General features: G+C 47.2%; 15 protein-coding genes. 7 read left to right on the top strand and 8 right to left on the bottom strand.

Features of this window, described 5'->3' with window-relative positions; all coding sequences use genetic code 11:
* Positions 1-100: 100 nt before the first annotated feature.
* From ACSX1A_RS18030 to uvrA, 3 genes are all read left to right on the top strand, one after another.
* Complete coding sequence (locus ACSX1A_RS18030) at positions 101-481, top strand: YidH family protein (protein ID WP_439881032.1); 381 nt, start codon at positions 101-103, stop codon at positions 479-481.
* 86 nt (positions 482-567) lie between these two features.
* Entirely contained in the window at positions 568-951 is a 384-nt protein-coding gene (locus ACSX1A_RS18025) for a YidH family protein (protein ID WP_439881031.1), read from the top strand.
* Between the two features lie 125 nt (positions 952-1,076).
* Positions 1,077-3,995: an excinuclease ABC subunit UvrA gene (gene uvrA / locus ACSX1A_RS18020; RefSeq protein WP_439881030.1), complete on the top strand. Its 2,919-nt coding sequence runs from the start codon at positions 1,077-1,079 to the stop codon at positions 3,993-3,995.
* Between the two features lie 167 nt (positions 3,996-4,162).
* Here the strand turns inward: uvrA and ACSX1A_RS18015 are convergent, their stop codons facing one another.
* The 3 genes from ACSX1A_RS18015 to ACSX1A_RS18005 form a co-directional block, all read right to left on the bottom strand.
* A complete protein-coding gene (locus tag ACSX1A_RS18015) occupies positions 4,163-5,386 on the bottom strand; it encodes an IS256 family transposase (protein WP_439879586.1) in 1,224 nt (407 codons plus the stop codon).
* A gap of 62 nt (positions 5,387-5,448) precedes the next feature.
* Positions 5,449-6,012, bottom strand: a complete 564-nt coding sequence (locus tag ACSX1A_RS18010; protein WP_439881029.1) for a DUF4142 domain-containing protein — start codon at positions 6,010-6,012, stop codon at positions 5,449-5,451.
* Positions 6,013-6,095: 83 nt separating this feature from the next.
* Entirely contained in the window at positions 6,096-6,677 is a 582-nt protein-coding gene (locus ACSX1A_RS18005; protein WP_439881028.1) for a DUF4142 domain-containing protein, read from the bottom strand.
* A 226-nt stretch (positions 6,678-6,903) separates the two neighbouring features.
* Between ACSX1A_RS18005 and ACSX1A_RS18000 the strand changes: the two genes are divergently transcribed.
* Together ACSX1A_RS18000 and ACSX1A_RS17995 are read left to right on the top strand one after the other, a co-directional pair.
* Positions 6,904-7,593: an ABC transporter ATP-binding protein gene (locus ACSX1A_RS18000; protein WP_439881027.1), complete on the top strand. Its 690-nt coding sequence runs from the start codon at positions 6,904-6,906 to the stop codon at positions 7,591-7,593.
* Positions 7,594-7,680: 87 nt separating this feature from the next.
* A complete protein-coding gene (locus tag ACSX1A_RS17995) occupies positions 7,681-8,511 on the top strand; it encodes a hypothetical protein (protein ID WP_439881026.1) in 831 nt (276 codons plus the stop codon).
* A 72-nt stretch (positions 8,512-8,583) separates the two neighbouring features.
* Here the strand turns inward: ACSX1A_RS17995 and ACSX1A_RS17990 are convergent, their stop codons facing one another.
* The 4 genes from ACSX1A_RS17990 to rpoN form a co-directional block, all read right to left on the bottom strand.
* Positions 8,584-9,312, bottom strand: a complete 729-nt coding sequence (locus tag ACSX1A_RS17990; protein ID WP_439881025.1) for a TapB family protein — start codon at positions 9,310-9,312, stop codon at positions 8,584-8,586.
* A gap of 192 nt (positions 9,313-9,504) precedes the next feature.
* Complete coding sequence (locus ACSX1A_RS17985; RefSeq protein WP_439881024.1) at positions 9,505-10,287, bottom strand: enoyl-CoA hydratase-related protein; 783 nt, start codon at positions 10,285-10,287, stop codon at positions 9,505-9,507.
* Between the two features lie 79 nt (positions 10,288-10,366).
* Positions 10,367-10,987: a hypothetical protein gene (locus ACSX1A_RS17980; RefSeq protein ID WP_439881023.1), complete on the bottom strand. Its 621-nt coding sequence runs from the start codon at positions 10,985-10,987 to the stop codon at positions 10,367-10,369.
* A 106-nt stretch (positions 10,988-11,093) separates the two neighbouring features.
* Entirely contained in the window at positions 11,094-12,530 is a 1,437-nt protein-coding gene (rpoN, locus tag ACSX1A_RS17975; RefSeq protein WP_439881022.1) for an RNA polymerase factor sigma-54, read from the bottom strand.
* 298 nt (positions 12,531-12,828) lie between these two features.
* Here rpoN and asnS point away from each other — a divergent pair, with 298 nt between their 5' ends.
* Both asnS and ACSX1A_RS17965 read left to right on the top strand, forming a co-directional pair.
* A complete protein-coding gene (gene asnS / locus ACSX1A_RS17970; RefSeq protein WP_439881021.1) occupies positions 12,829-14,268 on the top strand; it encodes an asparagine--tRNA ligase in 1,440 nt (479 codons plus the stop codon).
* Between the two features lie 218 nt (positions 14,269-14,486).
* A complete protein-coding gene (locus tag ACSX1A_RS17965) occupies positions 14,487-16,061 on the top strand; it encodes a hypothetical protein (RefSeq protein WP_439881020.1) in 1,575 nt (524 codons plus the stop codon).
* A gap of 70 nt (positions 16,062-16,131) precedes the next feature.
* Here ACSX1A_RS17965 and ACSX1A_RS17960 read toward each other — a convergent pair whose 3' ends face one another.
* The gene (locus ACSX1A_RS17960) at positions 16,132-16,629 is read right to left on the bottom strand and encodes a DUF4168 domain-containing protein (RefSeq protein WP_439881019.1); all 498 of its coding nucleotides are present in this window, start codon (positions 16,627-16,629) and stop codon (positions 16,132-16,134) included.
* Between the last annotated feature and the right edge of the window lie 237 nt (positions 16,630-16,866).

The raw sequence follows: 16,866 nt of genomic DNA, 5'->3' as shown, positions 1-16,866 counted from the left end.
AGTTATAAAGGCTTGTTGTAAGTGATCTTTTAGCCCCATCCTGTTTAGCTAAAAGTATACTTACACTGATTAGGTTCGTATATTTTTCAAATACTCAGCCATGCTCAGTGAAGAACAAGAAAAAATACGGAAGCTCAAGAAGAAACTAAAGGTACAGGAGAAGAAGAATGCAGAGATACGCGACCAGATGTCCGTACAGCGCACTATTTTTGCCAACGAACGCACCCTAATGGCCTACCTGCGCACGGCTGTAACTGTTATTGCCGGTGGATTAGCTGCTATTAAATTTTCCAACGATCTTTATCTCAAACTAACAGGTATTACGCTTTTACCTATAGGAGTAATTTTGGCCGTTTATAGTTTTATAAGGTACAGGAATAAGCAAAAGCTGATTGAGGGCCACCATCAAAACTACTGCCCAACCAGCCATGAACACGATAAGATACACAGCAGAGACTCCGGTGGCAACGGCAAAGCTTAACTGCTTTTCTTCACCTGAGCAGCGTAGCACCTTTATTCATATTATTCTTCATTCGTCTAATCCGTACAACTACCAAACACAAAGCCATGGTCAATGAGGAGCAGGAAAAAATCAAAAAGCTCAAGAAGAAACTAAAGATACAGGAGAAGAAGAATGCAGAGATACGCGACCAGATGTCCGTACAGCGCACTATTTTTGCCAACGAACGCACCCTGATGGCCTACCTGCGCACGGCTATCGCAATAATAGGCGGTGGCTTTGCCGCCATTAAACTGTCTCAGCACCTGTACATTGAAATAATTGGCTATATACTGATGCCTGCAGGACTGGCACTGACCGGTTACAGTGTTTACAGGTACCTGCAAAAGCAGAAGTATATCAAGCAGCAGCGCGAGGATATCAAGCACACCAGTCAGCAGCATGCCGAACTGCACGAAAGAGAAGTTGCCGGTTATGGCAACGCAGATTAAACCCTTACAACAAACTTTCTTCAGGCTAAACCAATTACTACCATTTTCTGTTAAGAAGGGTTAACGTTTGGCCGTGCCAAGCGCTTATTATTTTGTAAATTGCGATTTAAAACCAATTATCCTGAATGGATTTCAACCAAGAGCAACCAACTGCTTTAACAGGCACAGCAACCAACTCTCAGATCACGGCATTAAACGGCGATGCGCAGCAGATTGAAGTATACGGTGCCCGCGAACATAACCTCAAGAACATTTCAATAAAACTGCCCCGCTATAAGCTGGTAGTTTTTACCGGTATTAGCGGCTCGGGTAAATCCTCGTTGGCCTTTGATACCATCTATGCCGAAGGGCAGCGCCGCTACATGGAGACCTTCTCGGCTTATGCCCGCTCGTTTATGGGTGGCCTGGAGCGCCCGGATGTAGACAAGATCGAAGGGCTTTCGCCTGTGATTTCTATTGAGCAGAAAACCACCAGCCGCAACCCGCGCTCAACGGTGGGCACTATAACGGAGATATACGACTTTATGCGCCTGCTTTGGGCGCGTACCGCCGAAGCCTTCAGTTATGTGACCGGCGATAAAATGGTGCGCCAGAGCGATGAACAGATCGTGAATCACATGCTGGAAAACTTTGACGGCAAGCGTATTGTGGTGCTGGCACCAGTAGTGAAAGGCCGTAAAGGGCACTACCGCGAACTGTTCCAGCAGATCCGCAAGATGGGCTTTATCCGGGCCCGTGTAGACGGAGAACTGGTAGAGATCGCACCAAAAATGCAGGTAGACCGCTATAAGATCCACGACATTGAGATCGTGATCGATAAGATCGTGGTGAAGGAAGAAGACCGGTTCCGTTTATCAAGCTCCGTACAAAATGCGCTGACGCATGGTAAGGGCACGGTGTTGATATTGGATATGGATACCGATAAGACGCACTTCTTCTCACGTCACCTCATGGACCCTGCTACCGGTATTGCCTACGACGACCCTGCTCCTAACTCCTTTTCTTTCAACTCCCCTTATGGTGCCTGCCCGGTATGTAACGGCTTAGGCGAGATACAGGAGATCACAGAAGAATCGGTTATTCCGGATAAGAGCCTGAGCATACGCCGCGGTGGCATTGCCCCCCTGGGCGAGTATCGCGATATCTGGATTTTTAAGCAGATCGAGGCCCTGTTCAAGCATTTTAAAGTTTCGGTTTCTACACCGATAAAAGACTTACCGGAAGATGTGCTGAAGGTGTTGCTTTATGGCCTGGAAGAAGACCTGGAGGTGAACACCAAGAAGGGCAATTATGTAGTTGAGTTTGAGGGCATCATCAACTTTCTGAAAAATCAGATGGAGTCTGATTCAGACAACATCCGCTCTTGGGTAGAGGACTTTACCCAAACCAATACCTGCCCTGAATGCAACGGCTATAGGCTGAAGAAAGAGTCGCTTCATTTTAAGATTGACGGCAAGAACATAGGTGAGCTTTCCACACTGGATATTACCAGGCTGGCCAATTGGTTTGAAGGGCTGGAAGACCGGATAAGCGAGCGCCAGAATGTGATTGCCCGGGAGCTGCTGAAAGAGATACGCAAGCGTATTGGCTTTTTACTGGATGTGGGGCTGGATTACCTGAGCCTGCACAGGCCTGTGCGTACCTTATCAGGTGGCGAAAGCCAGCGAATCCGTTTGGCAACCCAGATCGGTACGCAACTGGTGGGTGTGCTCTATATTATGGATGAACCCAGTATAGGCCTGCACCAGCGCGATAACGAACGCCTGATAAATGCCCTGAAGGACCTCCGGGACCTGGGCAACTCCATTATTGTGGTGGAGCACGACAAGGATATGATCATGCAAGCGGATTACGTAGTGGACATCGGGCCTGGGGCTGGCATCCATGGCGGCCAGGTAGTAACTGCCGGTACGCCAGAAGAGATGATGCATGCAGGCACTACCACTGCCGACTTCCTGAGTAACCGCAGAGGCATAGCAGTGCCACGTGTTAAACGCCCGGGTACTGGTGAGAAGTTGCGCTTAAAAGGGGCTACCGGCCATAACCTGAAAAACGTAACGCTCGAGCTTCCGCTTGGTAAAATGATCTGCGTAACAGGTGTTTCCGGCAGCGGAAAATCATCGTTGATACACGATACGCTTTACCCGATTCTGAACACACATTTTTTCAGGGCAAAGCGCGAGCCTCTTCCATACAAAAGTATAGAAGGCCTGGAGTATATTGATAAAGTAATTGAGGTGGACCAGTCGCCGATTGGTCGTACGCCCCGCTCCAACCCTGCTACTTATACAGGTGTGTTCACGGATATCCGCAGCTTGTTTGCGCAACTGCCGGAAGCCAAGATCCGGGGGTATTCGCCAGGGCGCTTCTCTTTTAACGTAAAGGGTGGACGTTGCGAAGCTTGCCAGGGAGCCGGGATGCGCACAATTGAGATGAACTTTCTGCCGGATGTATACGTGCCATGCGAAGTGTGTAAAGGCAAGCGCTACAACCGCGAAACCCTGGAAGTACGCTTCAAGGGCAAGAGCATTACCGACGTGCTGGACATGACCGTAGAGCAGGCAGTAGACTTCTTTGAGAGTCAGCCACGCATCCTGCGCAAGATACAGACGCTGAATGATGTTGGTTTAGGCTATATCACCCTTGGCCAGCAGGCCACTACTTTATCGGGTGGTGAGGCACAGCGTGTAAAGCTGGCAACTGAACTATCCAAGAAGGATACAGGCCAGACACTTTATATTTTGGATGAGCCTACGACAGGTCTGCATTTCCAGGACATTGAGCACCTGACAGACGTCCTGCACAAGCTAACAGACAAGGGTAATACAGTGCTGATCATCGAACACAACCTCGACCTGATCAAGGTGGCAGACCATATCATCGATATCGGCCCTGAAGGCGGTGAAGGCGGCGGCGCAATTGTAGCCAAAGGTACTCCCGAAGAGTTAGTGAAGGCGGGTAAAGGCTATACGGCACACTTCCTGAAAGAAGAACTTAAGACCAGCCATTACCGCGAAGCCAGCACTCCTGCTGAAGAAGTGTAATAGGATCGATTAAAAATGAGAGGCCCCTGCTAATGTTTAGCAGGGGCCTCTCATTTTTTAGGGGAGTGTAATTTAAACTGTGTCATTTCCATATTTTCATTTATTGGCCCTGTTGGTGTACTGGTGTGAATCCTTACAGCAACAGGGCCAAACTTTTAAAGTGCGTCTCACTTCAAGTCCAGCTGCATTCTGTCCCCAAACCAGATAGAGAGTTGCTGGGCCGTCTGGCTCCAGTTGCTTAGCGGCATGACCCATTTTTTGCTGATGTTCTGGTGAGACAGGTAAATCAGTTTTAGCAAAGCCATATCCGTTGAGAAAGCTCCTTTGGTCTTGGTCACCTTCCTGACCTGGCGGTGAAAGCCTTCAATCGTGTTTGTGGTATAGATCAGCCTTCTGATCGGCTCGGTGTACTTAAAGTACGTGCTCAGTTTGTCCCAGTTTCGCTGCCAGCTCTCGAGCACCTTGGGGTACTTTTTACCCCACTTCTCCTCCAACTCCAATAGCCGCAGCTCGGCCAATTCCTTTGTTTCTGCCCGGTACACGGGCTTTAAGTCTCTGATGAATTCTTTCTGGTCCTTAGAGCCCACATACTTGATGCTGTTGCGGATCTGGTGCACGATACAGCTCTGCACCTCGGTCTGGGGGAAAACACTTGTGATGGCCTCGGCAAAGCCCTTGAGGTTGTCAATGCAGGCGATGAGCATATCTTCCACGCCCCGCTGCTGCAGATCGGTAAGTACCGAGAGCCAGAAAGTAGCCCCTTCGCTTTCGGATACATACACGCCCAGCAGCTCTTTGTGGCCGTGGCGGTCAATGCCCAGAATATTGTAGACAGCTTTAGAGATGGTGCGCCCTTCCTGTCTGACCTTGTAGTGCATGGCGTCTAGCCAGACAATGCAGTAGAGCCCATCCAATGGCCGGGCCTGCCATTCCTTGACCTGGGGCACGATCTTCTCGGTGAGGGCGGCTAAGGTGTCGTGGGAGATGTCCATGTCATACATCTCCTTCAGATGCGAAGAGATGTCCCGAAGGCTCATGCCCAAACCGTACATACTCAAAATGCGGGGCTCCAGGTTCTCGGCCAGCACCGTCTCCCGTTTGCGGATGATCTGCGGCTCAAAGCTTGCCGAGCGATCGCGGGATGATTCTACTTCAATCATTCCATCTGAGGTGCGAACTTGCTTTGATACTTTGCCGTTGCGGCGGTTGCCTTGCTGGCGCTGCTCAGCGTCCAAGTGCAGGTCCATCTCCGCGTCCAAAGCGGCTTCTAAGAAATGTTTTAACAGAGGGCCTAAGGCGCCGTCTTTGCCAAAGGTGGGTTTGCCGCTCCTAAACTCTTCCAGGAACTGGCGCTTGATCTTTTCCAGATCCAGCTCGTTTTTTTCTTCCATGTCAACTGTGTTAAAGGTAATACTCCTAATCCTTTGACACAGTTTATTTTACAGTCTCTTTTTTAGTCAATTTTCTCTTCCATTCTCTCTGCCATCTCCAGGTGTTGCCTTATGATCGGCAGCTGCTTGGAGGCAAACTGCTTCAACTCCATGCTGTTACCGTTCTCTGAAATGTCCTCATAGCGGTCCAGCAGATTTTTGTGCTGGTCAACCATCTCCCTGATATAGGCTACATCAAAGGCAATACCTTGTTTATCGGTAATTTCGGTATACACCTTCTGGTGGGCGTTCCCTAAGGTTTCAGGCAGTACAAGTTGGGTTTTACTGGCTAAATCCTGCAGCTCGTCCATCATCTGCCGGTGATCTTTTACCATCTCCTGGGCAAAATCTTTCACTTCAGGGCTAACGCCTCTTTCTAGAGCGGCCTCAGAAAGCTGTATTTGCAGCATATTAGAGCTTGCTGCCTCTGCTGCGAACAATGCATCGTTTTTCATGTTCTGCACGCCCGCAGCCTCGTACTGTTGTACGCTTTTCTCACTTGCTATTTCAATACTGTCGTTTGAGTCGCAGGCTGTGGCAAAAAGCAAAGCCGCTGAAGCAAGGTAAGTAAGTATAGTTCTTTTCATGGTTATCTGGGATTAAAACAAAAGCATCTGCAAGTATAGTTACTTACAGATGCTTTTATATGTTTTAAAAGAAAAATTAAATGTTACATCTTCTTATCTACCATGTTCTTTACTTCTTTTGCTCTGTCAAGGTGTTTGCGCAGGGTTGGCACAGTATTGCTGGCAAATGATTTTACTTCCGGATCTTCCAGGTCATTGGCAGCATCCTCAAACATGTCAATGTCTTTTTGGTGGTCATCCACCATCAGGCTTATGTATGCTTTGTCAAAATCTGCTCCAGTCATATTGCGCAGCTCCTGCACATGATCCATATGTTCTTCCCCCATGCTATCAGGGAGTACTATATTTTTTTGAGCTGCGAGCGCCTTCAGCTTTTCATTCGCAGCGCTATGATCTGTTACCATCATCTGCCCGAAGTCTTTTACCTCTTGCATCTGCCCTTTCTCCTGGGCCAGCTTACCCAACTCAACCTCCATCATTCCTCCTGAGGCTGCCTTGGTCATAAATTCCGACATGTCTGTCATCCGATCTTCCATGCCTGTGTCTTCGGCCATTTCTTCATTGGTTTCCTGTGCTTCTTCCACAGCGCCACTCTCCTGATTACAGGCCGCCACACCAAATATTAAGCCTCCCAGGACCATTCCTTTTAACAATACTTTTTTCATAGCTCTATCAAGTTTAAATTAAATTGTTTATTTTCAAACTGAATAGGTATACGCCCTACAATCAGGCAAGTTCTAAAAGCAGCCGCGGGTTTAATAAAAGCTCTTTTTTTGCACTTTTTACCACAGAAGATACTGCTCCTCAAGCACATGACAAACAAATTTTATAACCTTTTAGTAGCTTTCAGCATAAGGCTATTTATCCATACTATATAAGCTCTACCCTTTCATGAAAAAATTAAAAAGCAGAATAAAGCTAACCCTGTTATTCTCCCTACTCCTACTGTGCGCCGGACAATTAAAGGCACAGGACTATACCCTGGATGATGCCGCAATCGACACGCTCATAGATAAATCGCATGATTTTACTTACAAGTTGCAGCCCCTGCTAATAGGTGAAGTGCGTTTCTCTTATGAAAAAGTACGCGCCCCCCAGGTTAGCAATGAGTATGGCATTGGCTATGTGTACAAGGCCTACCTGAAAGGCGATGGTGGTTTTCTTGCATTTGACGGGAAAAACGTGAAAGGTGTAAGTATAAGAATGAGCCAGCGCCATTATACTTCAAAGAAAAACAAAGCGCCTTTTGGCTTCTCCCATGGTCCACTTTTCGGATACAGGTTTCTGGTGTTTGAAAAAGATGCGCTGCGCGAGGATGATTCCTCCAGGAACATAGGCCGGTTGTATCAACATGCTTTAGACCTAAGCTACCAGGCCGGACGTCAGTTTTTAGTAAGCAACCATATAACACTTGAAATAGCCGGCTCCCTTGGAGGCAGGATAAAATATGCCAAGGCTACTGGTGCTGGAGAACTGCTGGACAATAATATTATCGGGCATAAGTTTATGGAAGATAATGACTCCATCTTGTCCTGGGTACCGCTACCACAATTGAAGCTGGCCGTGGGTTATTCTTTTTAGAGGCTGTAAAAATAATTTATATATATAGCGTTAAACCTTTTTTATAAGTGTTACTCTAAAGGGCATTTAAACTTAATAGTCAACTTCATGAAAATCCATTTATCAAAACAATTGCCGTTTGTGCTACTGCTAGGCAGTGCACTGGCTTTTACTGCCTGTCAGAAAGAAGAAGTGCAGGAGTCTGTGGATGTAGAGTCAGCAGAGGCAAATGCTATTGCTGACCTTGAAATGAGTAATGTTGACGGGTTTGTGGAAGACATGGTAAACACGGAGCCTCAGTTAAACGGTCGTGTAGCTGCCCCTGAAAGCTTGCCTAGCTGCGCCACACGCTCTTACAACACCGATACACACACCATGACAATAGACTTTGGTACGACCAACTGTCTTTGCAACGACGGAAAAACCCGTCGGGGAAAGATCGTATCCGTTTTTGAGGCGAAGCCCAGTGTTGCTGGCGCGCGCGTAACTACTACGCTTGTAGATTACTATGTGAATGACATGCGCCACACAGGCACACGCATTGTAACTTACACCAGCCGGCACAACAAAACCGTTGTTGTGCGCGATGCCAGCGTTGTGACTCCGGGTGGCACAATTTCCTGGGCTGCCGAACGTACCATTGAACGAGTAGCCGGCAGAGATACGCCTCAACTTTCTGATGATGTATTTTTGTTTAGCGGGAGAGCAACAGGTGTTAACCGCAGGGGTGTAGCTTATACTACAGTAACAGAGCAGCCTTTAAAAAGAGTTATGGCAGCAGGTTGTGCGCGTCATTTTGTTTCAGGTATAATCGTTATTAAAAATGAGAACGGGAATACCCTGAAGCTTAATTACGACCCAACAGGTGGAGAGCCTTGCGATGATATTGCAGAAGTAACCATCAACGGCAAAAGAACAAAGACCATACAGTTGCATTAAAATCTTAAAGTCAAAAGCATGAAGGGCCACCATATCAATGGTGGCCCTTCATGCTTTTAATACCTTTATAGATCACTTAGAGATTTTGCTTAGCACACTATACGACATTAGCTTTCCGTTCCGGTAAGTTTCAGACCGGACCATCCCGATCTTAGGCACATAATACTCTATGGTCTGCATGCGCATGCCAGGCATTTTTATACCCATTGCCTGGTTCTCCATTTCCGTATTCTGGCTGATCTTAAAACTGTCGTAAGTGCCGGCAGGTACCTGTACCTTTTCCTTACCCTCCACTTTACGGTCAACAACATTCATGGTGATCGTGCTCATGTTACGGCCACTGCTTTGGTCTTTCACTTTTATGGTCATGGTACCATCCTCCAGCTTCTGCCCGACTGCCATATTACCAGGATACAGCATTTTGTCTCCCTCCATACTCACCTCCATGTTCTGATAAGCTTCCATCATACCGGGGGTCATTAGTGAGCGCATGTCCATCCAGATCGTTCCTTTCTCGCAGCCAACTATAAACTCGCCTTCTGATACTACTTCATCCCTTTTATCAAACACTTTGGTCTGTATTGTCGCCTCAATTGCGCCGTTTTTGCTGTTTACATTTTTAACATGGTACATGGCACGGCTTTCCAGTTTGTCCTTGTTGTTATAGGTTATGATCTCGTACTGCGCGTTGTTATTAAGCAGCATATAATCACTGCAGTCTTCCTGGGCAGCACTAATATGCGGCATGATGACAAGAGAAGCGATAAGTACTAAAAGCGATTTTATAAAGCTGCTTTTCATAATGACATTTTTGTAGTTAAAAAACTGACTTTTAATATGTTAAAATACTGATTCAAATCACAAACAGCTATCAGATCGTTTTACTTAAGGTGTATAAGCCTCTTATAAGTAAGTGTAGAATCTGAAATTTTTAGCATAAAAAAAGCCAGCGAAATGGCTGGCCTTTTTTTATCATATGAAAATCTGAAAGTCTTATGCTCCTTTAAACTGCGGTTTACGCTTCTCGTTAAAAGCAGTAACCCCTTCTTTATAATCCTCTGAATTTCCGGCTATCTTCTGGCAGTGCGCTTCATAATCCAGCATCTCGTCCAGGCTGGAATTGAATGACTTGTTCAACATTTTCTTCATCAGGCCAATTGCTTTTGTTGGGCCAGACGCATAACGCGCAGCCAGGTCAGCTACCGTGCTATCCAGTTCTTCAGGAGCCACTACCCTGTTTACCATCCCTAATTGCAGCGCTTCGTCAGCCGACACCTTAGAACCCAGTGTGCTTAGTTCAAATGCTTTTAAGGACCCTACTACACGTGGCAGAAAATATGAGGATCCAGAATCAAGCACCAGCCCCACATTCACAAACACTTCTATCATACTTGCAGCCGTAGATGCTACCACCATATCACAGGCTAGCGCCAACGAACAGCCAGCCCCTGCAGCCACACCATTCAATTTACAGATGATAGGCTTAGGCAGGTTGCGCATGGCACGAATAATCGGGTTATAACGCTTCTCCAGCGACTCAGACAAGTCACGTTTGCTGGCACTGGCAATTGCTTTCAGGTCCTGGCCAGAACAGAAGGCCTTGCCCGCACCCGTTAGCACTACCACGCGCACATTCTCATCGCGATTAACCTGCTTTAACGCATCCTGCAGGTCGTAGCTTTGCTGATCGTTAAATGCATTAAAAACATCTGGTCTGTTTAGCGTGATGGTAGCTACGCCATCCTGCACATCATATAATAAGCACTCGTAGGTCATATTGCGTTATTTGTTTGAATAAAGTAAAGTTAAGAAATCAGTTGCTTTTGGCAAGAGCAGCTTTTTGAATACTCAGGTTTTACAGCGCTACAAAAGTGGTTACAAGCGCCAGCATCAGGCCGCAGCCAAAGCCTGCATAAACTTGCTCGGGCGTGTGTGCGTGCAGCGCCAGCCTGGCAGACAGAACTGCTCCCGTTAATACAACAGCAACAGCTATTGGCAGAAACAGCCCTGCATCGGGCACGATCATGTTTAATCCTACCAGTATTCCCAAAGCGCCTCCCATACCTACACTGTGGGCGCTTATCTTCCAGAACAGCGACACCAGGTAGGTAATAAACACCGATGCGGCGATGATGCCCATTACAAAATAAAAGATCGCATCAAACACCTCTTCGCTGTAAAACAGGTACGCGGTAACAGTATAACAAACGCCTGTAAAAAGCAGTGGCATATTGCGCTGCTCACGCCGGTACATCTCCAGGGAGTCCAGGCGCCCCGTGCGCACCATGGTATAAGCCCCGATGCCCGGCACTATAAAAGTTGACAGGAAAACCATTCCCAACACCACCCAACGGCTCTGCATCGGAAATGTGAGCATAGAGGCCGGCATGTAGTAGAGTATAAACGCAAAAAGGTAAGTAGGCAGGAGTAGCGGGTGAAAAGCCACTGAAAGCACCTTTGCCAGAGAACGGTTCAATTTTAAGTGTTAAGGGGTTAGATAATAACAGCGCCAAAAGTCGGCCATTTTTCCTTACAGGTTTTTATCACCGAAAACGTGCATAGCTGCTTACTTTTTTGTTAAGCTAGAGCTCTTTACGTAAACGGGCCACGGGTATATTCAGCTGCTCTCTATACTTAGCTACTGTCCGGCGGGCAATATTATAACCTTTCTCGTTTAGCAGCTTCTCTATCTTTTCATCAGAAAGCGGCTTGCGTTTGCTCTCATTTTCGATGATCTCTTTCAGGATATGCTTCACTTCGCGGCTACTCGCATCCTCCCCAGAGTCTGTGGCAATACCTTCTGAGAAGAAATACTTGAGCGGGTAGATACCAAACTCCGTCTGCACGGCTTTGCTGTTGGCTACCCGGCTGATAGTACTGATATCCATCCCGATCTCCTCGGCAATGTCTTTCAGGATCATCGGGCGCAGCTCACTTTCATCTCCTTCCAGAAAGAAATCATGCTGGTATTTGATGATCGCCTCCATGGTTCGCAGCAGCGTGTTCTGGCGTTGGCGGATGGCATCGATGAACCACTTAGCCGCATCCAGTTTCTGCTTCACAAACGTAACCGTTTCCTTCAGTTTCTTGTCCTTTTTGTCTGATTTATCATAAGCATCAAACATGTCGGCATAAGAGCGGCTGATGCGCAGATCAGGCGCGTTGCGGGAGTTGAGCGAAAGTTGCAACTGCCCGTTGTCGTTGGTAAGTATAAAGTCCGGGATGATGTACTGGATGCGCGTCATGCTGGCACCGGCACCACCTGGCTTTGGGTTTAGTCTAATAATCTGGTCTACTGCCTTCTTCAGTTCATCCTCGGTGATATTGAATTTACTCTGGATCTTCTGATAGTGCTTTTTGGTAAACTCATCAAAGGCTTCGTTTATGATGCGCTCTGCCAGTATAGTGGTTTCGTCCTGCTCCCGGCGCACCAGTTGCAACAAGAGGCACTCCGGCAGGTCGCGGGCACCAATACCGGCGGGGTCAAAGGTCTGGATCATGTGCAATACCTGCTCGATCTCCTCTTCTGTGGTCTCTATGTTTTGTGAGAAGGCCAGGTCGTTGGCAATAGAGCTTAAGTCACGGCGGATGTACCCGTCATGGTCTATACTTCCTATCAGCTGCATGCCAATAGCAAACTGCTTGTCATCCAGGTCCAGGAACCCGAGCTGGTCCATCAGCGAATCAGTAAGCGTGGAGGTCATGGCAATGGGCATCTCACGGTCTTCTTCGTCTCCGCCTCTATCGCCCTGCATCTTGTAGCCGCTTATTTCATCATCGTTCAGGTAGTCGTTAATGTCTACCTCTTCCTCCTTGCCATAATCATCCTCGTAGTCGTCGGTGTCGCTGTATTCTTCGGCGGGCTCTTCGCGGCCCTCCTCCAGGGCAGGGTTAATTTCCAGCTCTTCTTTTATGCGCATCTCCAACTCAGCAGTAGGTATCTGCAGCAGCTTGATAAATTGTATCTGCTGCGGCGATAGCTTCTGGGATAAAAGTTGTCTTAAATCGAGTCGCTGCATAGTTTTATAGAAAAATAAGTGCGGTTCAGTGCACTTCCAAATTTAGGATAATTTTACTCGCATTTACAAAAAAGGTTAAAATATCGTTACTTTGAGGGATTTTGCAGGAGATACAAGATCAAAGACATAAGACAAAGAGCTTTAGAGGCAAAAAAAGCTATAAAAAGGCCCCCTGAAGCAATCATTTACAACTCCGTACAGGTTCAGCTGCTGAACTGTTTGAGGAATAAAATAAGATCGTAAATTTAGTCTTGCATCTTGCTACTTGTATCCTGATACTCTTTAATAACCATTACACATGCAACGCACAAAAGTAAAAGATCTGCTACAGGGCGCCGAGGTAGACCAAGAGGTTCTGCTGAAAGGCTGGGTGCGCACAAAGCGCGGGAATAAGTTTGTGAATTTTATCGCCGTGAACGACGGTTCTACGATAAATAATTTGCAGGTAGTGGCCGAGGCTGAAAAATTCAGCGAAGAGACACTGAAGGATGTAACGACCGGCGCTGCTATTGCTGTTACCGGTAAGTTGGTAGCATCGCAGGGCAAAGGGCAAGCCTACGAAATACAGGCTACAAACATAGAAGTGCTGGGCAAAGCTGACCCGGAAACATACCCGCTGCAGAAGAAGGCACACTCGCTGGAGTTTTTACGTGAGATCGCACACCTGCGCTTCCGTACCAACACCTTTGGCGCTGTGTTCCGTGTTCGCAATGCGTTATCGTTTGCCGTGCATAAGTTCTTCAACGAGAAAGGCTTTGTATACATGCACACGCCAATCATAACGGCTTCAGACGCGGAGGGTGCCGGCGAAATGTTCCGGGTAACAACACTGGACCTGGACAACCTGCCACGTACCGAAGAAGGGCACATCAATTTTGAAGAGGATTTCTTTGGCCGCTCTACCAACCTGACGGTTTCCGGACAAATGGAAGGCGAGGTTGCAGCCATGGCTTTCAGCGATATCTATACTTTCGGGCCTACGTTCCGTGCCGAGAACTCCAACACAACTCGCCACCTGGCAGAGTTCTGGATGATAGAGCCGGAGATGGCGTTTTACGACCTGAAGATGAACGCTGACCTGGCCGAAGAGTTTATAAAGTATATTATTCGTTATGCGCTGGAAAATAACCGCGAAGACCTGGAGTTCTTAGCGCAGCGCCAGGCGGAAGAAGATAAGAGCAAGCCGCAGACCGAGCGCCAGGAAATGACCCTGATCGAAAAGCTGGAGTCGGTGGTAAACAATGAATTTGAGCGCATCACTTACACCGAGGCCATCGACATCCTGCTCAACTCGAACCACTACAAGAAGAAGAAATTCCAGTACGACGTGAAGTGGGGTATTGATTTACAGAGTGAGCACGAACGTTACCTGGTAGAGAAGCACTTTAAAAAACCGGTGATCGTGACGGATTACCCGAAAGATATAAAGGCCTTTTACATGCGCATGAACGACGACGGCAAAACCGTAGCCGCCATGGATATTCTGGCACCGGGCATTGGTGAGATCGTAGGAGGCTCACAGCGCGAGGAGCGTATGGACCTGCTGGTAGAACGCATGAAGGCAGTAGGCATTAACCCGGAGGACATGTGGTGGTTCCTGGATACACGCCGTTTTGGTGGCTGTCCGCACGCAGGCTTTGGCCTTGGCTTTGAGCGTGTGGTGCAGTTCGTAACCGGTATGGGCAACATCCGCGATGTGATCCCGTTCCCGAGAACGCCGCAAAGCGCAGAGTTTTAGGCAAGATTTATACTTTATAAAAAGCCCGGCCAGGTATGGCCGGGCTTTTTATTTTCAAAAATTTTTAAAGTCCCTGTCCATCAAGCTTTTTGATTATAGTTTTATAAGTTGATTGCTAATATTTGCATAACTAATTTCTTCATACATTTTACAGGGTTTTTCTATACTTTGGCCAAATTTTTGCATCTTAAAAGTATAATTCTCAACCTCTTAATACTATGCGTAAATTAATCTTAAGTATGCTCCTGGTTGGCTTATCGGCGTTTGCTGCAAATGCCCAGCAGGAGTTTGCCCATATAGAGTTGCCCATGAACCGCGCCGAGGACTTAGTCACGCTCGCTGATGATGATGGCAACGTGGTGATTTATTTCTATCAGAAAGGAGAACTGAACTTTGCCATGCTCTCTCCGGATGGAAAGCAAATTGCCCGACACCAGATCCCTTACCGTTTTAGCGATGAACCACAGTTGCTCGGCACCCGTGTGACCGATGACGAATTTGTGTTTTACAGCCGCTACGTGAATGGCCGCCGCGAGTACCTGCGTCCTTTTGCCATTAACCGCAGAACAGGTGCTTTCCGAAGTATACAGGATGTGCAGATAGACGTGGAGCGAAACATGAACTTTGTAGGTGGCTTTGGTGACAAAGAACACTTCTATATGCTCTACACCGATAAAGACGGTAACATGCACCTGTACCGCGACTCCGATGAGAATGTGGCGCACCTGGAGCACAAAGTATTCACTTCGGATCAGATGCCACGGACACGCGAACGTTATGCTCGTGAGTCTGATATGATCTATGTGCATCCGGATATGCAGCATAATGTTTTTACAGGCTATCATCGCAGCAAGATCTACTCGCGCGGCGACAAGATCCATATGATATTTGATGGCTTTTACCTGAAAGGTAAAGACAGTGATGAGACGACTACCGAGATCCTGACGCTGGACTGGAATTCAGGCCAGACCCAGTACCGTACGCTTCCTGCTATCGATCAACATAATGCGCCAAGCTTCAACTCCTTCCTGTATAACAATACTTTATTCAGAGTAAACCTGGAGAAAGATCAGTTTAAACTGACAGCCTATGATTTCGCTACTCTGAAGCCAATAAAGGAGTATAAGTACAGCGGTGACGAAGAAATTGCCATCAAATCTTCGCCAGTTTACCAGCGCGGTGCAAGAGCGTTGTTCTCTCCGGATAATACCGTGATAGAGAAAACCTCTAAAGTGATGAAGAACCTGGCAAGCGGTGTGCCGGCCATTACAGTGGATACTTTTGCCGATAGCACCCTGCAGCTTACCATAGGCTCTTACAGTGCGCCGGAAGAGCGCAGAAGCTTTGACCAGGACAGGAACCGCCTGGTGCGCACACCAGATCGTTATGTGCAGACCTCCAGAGGCCTGATGATGATACCAGGGCGTTGGGTACCGGCTTATAATATTCCGAGCTATTACCTGAACTCACCGTATTACAGCCGCTATTTTTACGACCCTTACAACCAGGGAAGCACACAACCGGCAGGCCCTGGCATTAGCACATACTTCAGGGCAGTGCTGGATGCTGATAACCTGACAAAGGTAAACAGTGGTACTGATAAAGAGCAGCTGGCATTGCAGGACAAAGTGGAGAGTTATGAGCAGGAACTGAAGCCGGAGCCGGAACTGAAAACCGTTTACCGTTATGGCAACAAGCTGCACTACGGTTACTACGACCGACGGTCCAAAACATTCAAAATTGTGGAGTTCGCTCATGGGCAGCAGCCTCCGCAAGAGGAAAAGCCTCAGTAACACATAAAAGTAAAAGGCCCCGCTACCTGATGTAGCGGGGCCTTTTACTTTTATGTGTTACAATAGGTGCCTACTGCTGAGCCATCATCTTGTTCAGCTTTTCCTGTAACACAGGGTCCTGGCGGTAAGCTACCATTATCTGCTCATACCTGTCCAGTTGCATCCCTTCTTTCTGAATAGCAGCTTCCACTTCCTTTTGCAGGGCAGGTTGCATTGCCATCATGCGTTCTGCCGCTTTGTTAAAAGCTGTTTTTTCCTGTTCGGTGGCTACTACCTCATCCAGTTTTTCCTGCTGATGCGCCTGAGCCATTTCGTTAAACTTGTCTACACTCAGTTTTTCTTCCTCCAGTATCTTCAGCATTTTCTCCTCGCCTTTACGCTGTATTTCCATTAAGCGGTTACTGGCATCGGCAAACTGCTTTAGCTCCTTATCAGTAAAGTTCTGCGGTGCTTGCTGTTGTTGTGCCGGCTGCGAAGTTTGTTGTGCTGTGGCTGTTGTACCAAGTGCCAAAGCGATCAGTATCAGCGCAGTTATGGCTGTTCCTTTTAGTTTATAGGCTATTTTCATAAAATTCGGGCTTGTAATTATGTAATGATAAGATTCGTTGAAGGGAGCGCTAAGCTCCATTTTGCTATACCACTTTTCAAGAAAATAGTTATGCCATCTGGCAAGGGCATGCTTTTACCAGTACTGCAGGTAAGCTATACCTAATTGCATTCCAAAATATTTTATTTAATTAAAAGTTTAATTTATTATAAAAATCAGCTACTTATTGTATATTACTTCATTAACGCTATTTAACAA

Source organism: Pontibacter sp. MBLB2868 (genome assembly GCF_051904785.1).
Classification (GTDB): Bacteria; Bacteroidota; Bacteroidia; order Cytophagales; family Hymenobacteraceae; genus Pontibacter.
Note: the sequence above shows the minus strand (reverse complement) of the source record. Positions and strands in the feature narration are given on the sequence as shown.

Coding starts and splice junctions, on each gene's coding strand:
- ACSX1A_RS18030 (WP_439881032.1), top strand. CDS start 101: ATGCTCAGTGAAGAACAAGAAAAAATACGGAAGCTCAAGAAGAAACTA.
- ACSX1A_RS18025 (WP_439881031.1), top strand. CDS start 568: ATGGTCAATGAGGAGCAGGAAAAAATCAAAAAGCTCAAGAAGAAACTA.
- uvrA (WP_439881030.1), top strand. CDS start 1,077: ATGGATTTCAACCAAGAGCAACCAACTGCTTTAACAGGCACAGCAACC.
- ACSX1A_RS18015 (WP_439879586.1), bottom strand. CDS start 5,386: ATGGAAGAAAAAAACGAGCTGGATCTGGAAAAGATCAAGCGCCAGTTC.
- ACSX1A_RS18010 (WP_439881029.1), bottom strand. CDS start 6,012: ATGAAAAGAACTATACTTACTTACCTTGCTTCAGCGGCTTTGCTTTTT.
- ACSX1A_RS18005 (WP_439881028.1), bottom strand. CDS start 6,677: ATGAAAAAAGTATTGTTAAAAGGAATGGTCCTGGGAGGCTTAATATTT.
- ACSX1A_RS18000 (WP_439881027.1), top strand. CDS start 6,904: ATGAAAAAATTAAAAAGCAGAATAAAGCTAACCCTGTTATTCTCCCTA.
- ACSX1A_RS17995 (WP_439881026.1), top strand. CDS start 7,681: ATGAAAATCCATTTATCAAAACAATTGCCGTTTGTGCTACTGCTAGGC.
- ACSX1A_RS17990 (WP_439881025.1), bottom strand. CDS start 9,312: ATGAAAAGCAGCTTTATAAAATCGCTTTTAGTACTTATCGCTTCTCTT.
- ACSX1A_RS17985 (WP_439881024.1), bottom strand. CDS start 10,287: ATGACCTACGAGTGCTTATTATATGATGTGCAGGATGGCGTAGCTACC.
- rpoN (WP_439881022.1), bottom strand. CDS start 12,530: ATGCAGCGACTCGATTTAAGACAACTTTTATCCCAGAAGCTATCGCCG.
- asnS (WP_439881021.1), top strand. CDS start 12,829: ATGCAACGCACAAAAGTAAAAGATCTGCTACAGGGCGCCGAGGTAGAC.
- ACSX1A_RS17965 (WP_439881020.1), top strand. CDS start 14,487: ATGCGTAAATTAATCTTAAGTATGCTCCTGGTTGGCTTATCGGCGTTT.
- ACSX1A_RS17960 (WP_439881019.1), bottom strand. CDS start 16,629: ATGAAAATAGCCTATAAACTAAAAGGAACAGCCATAACTGCGCTGATA.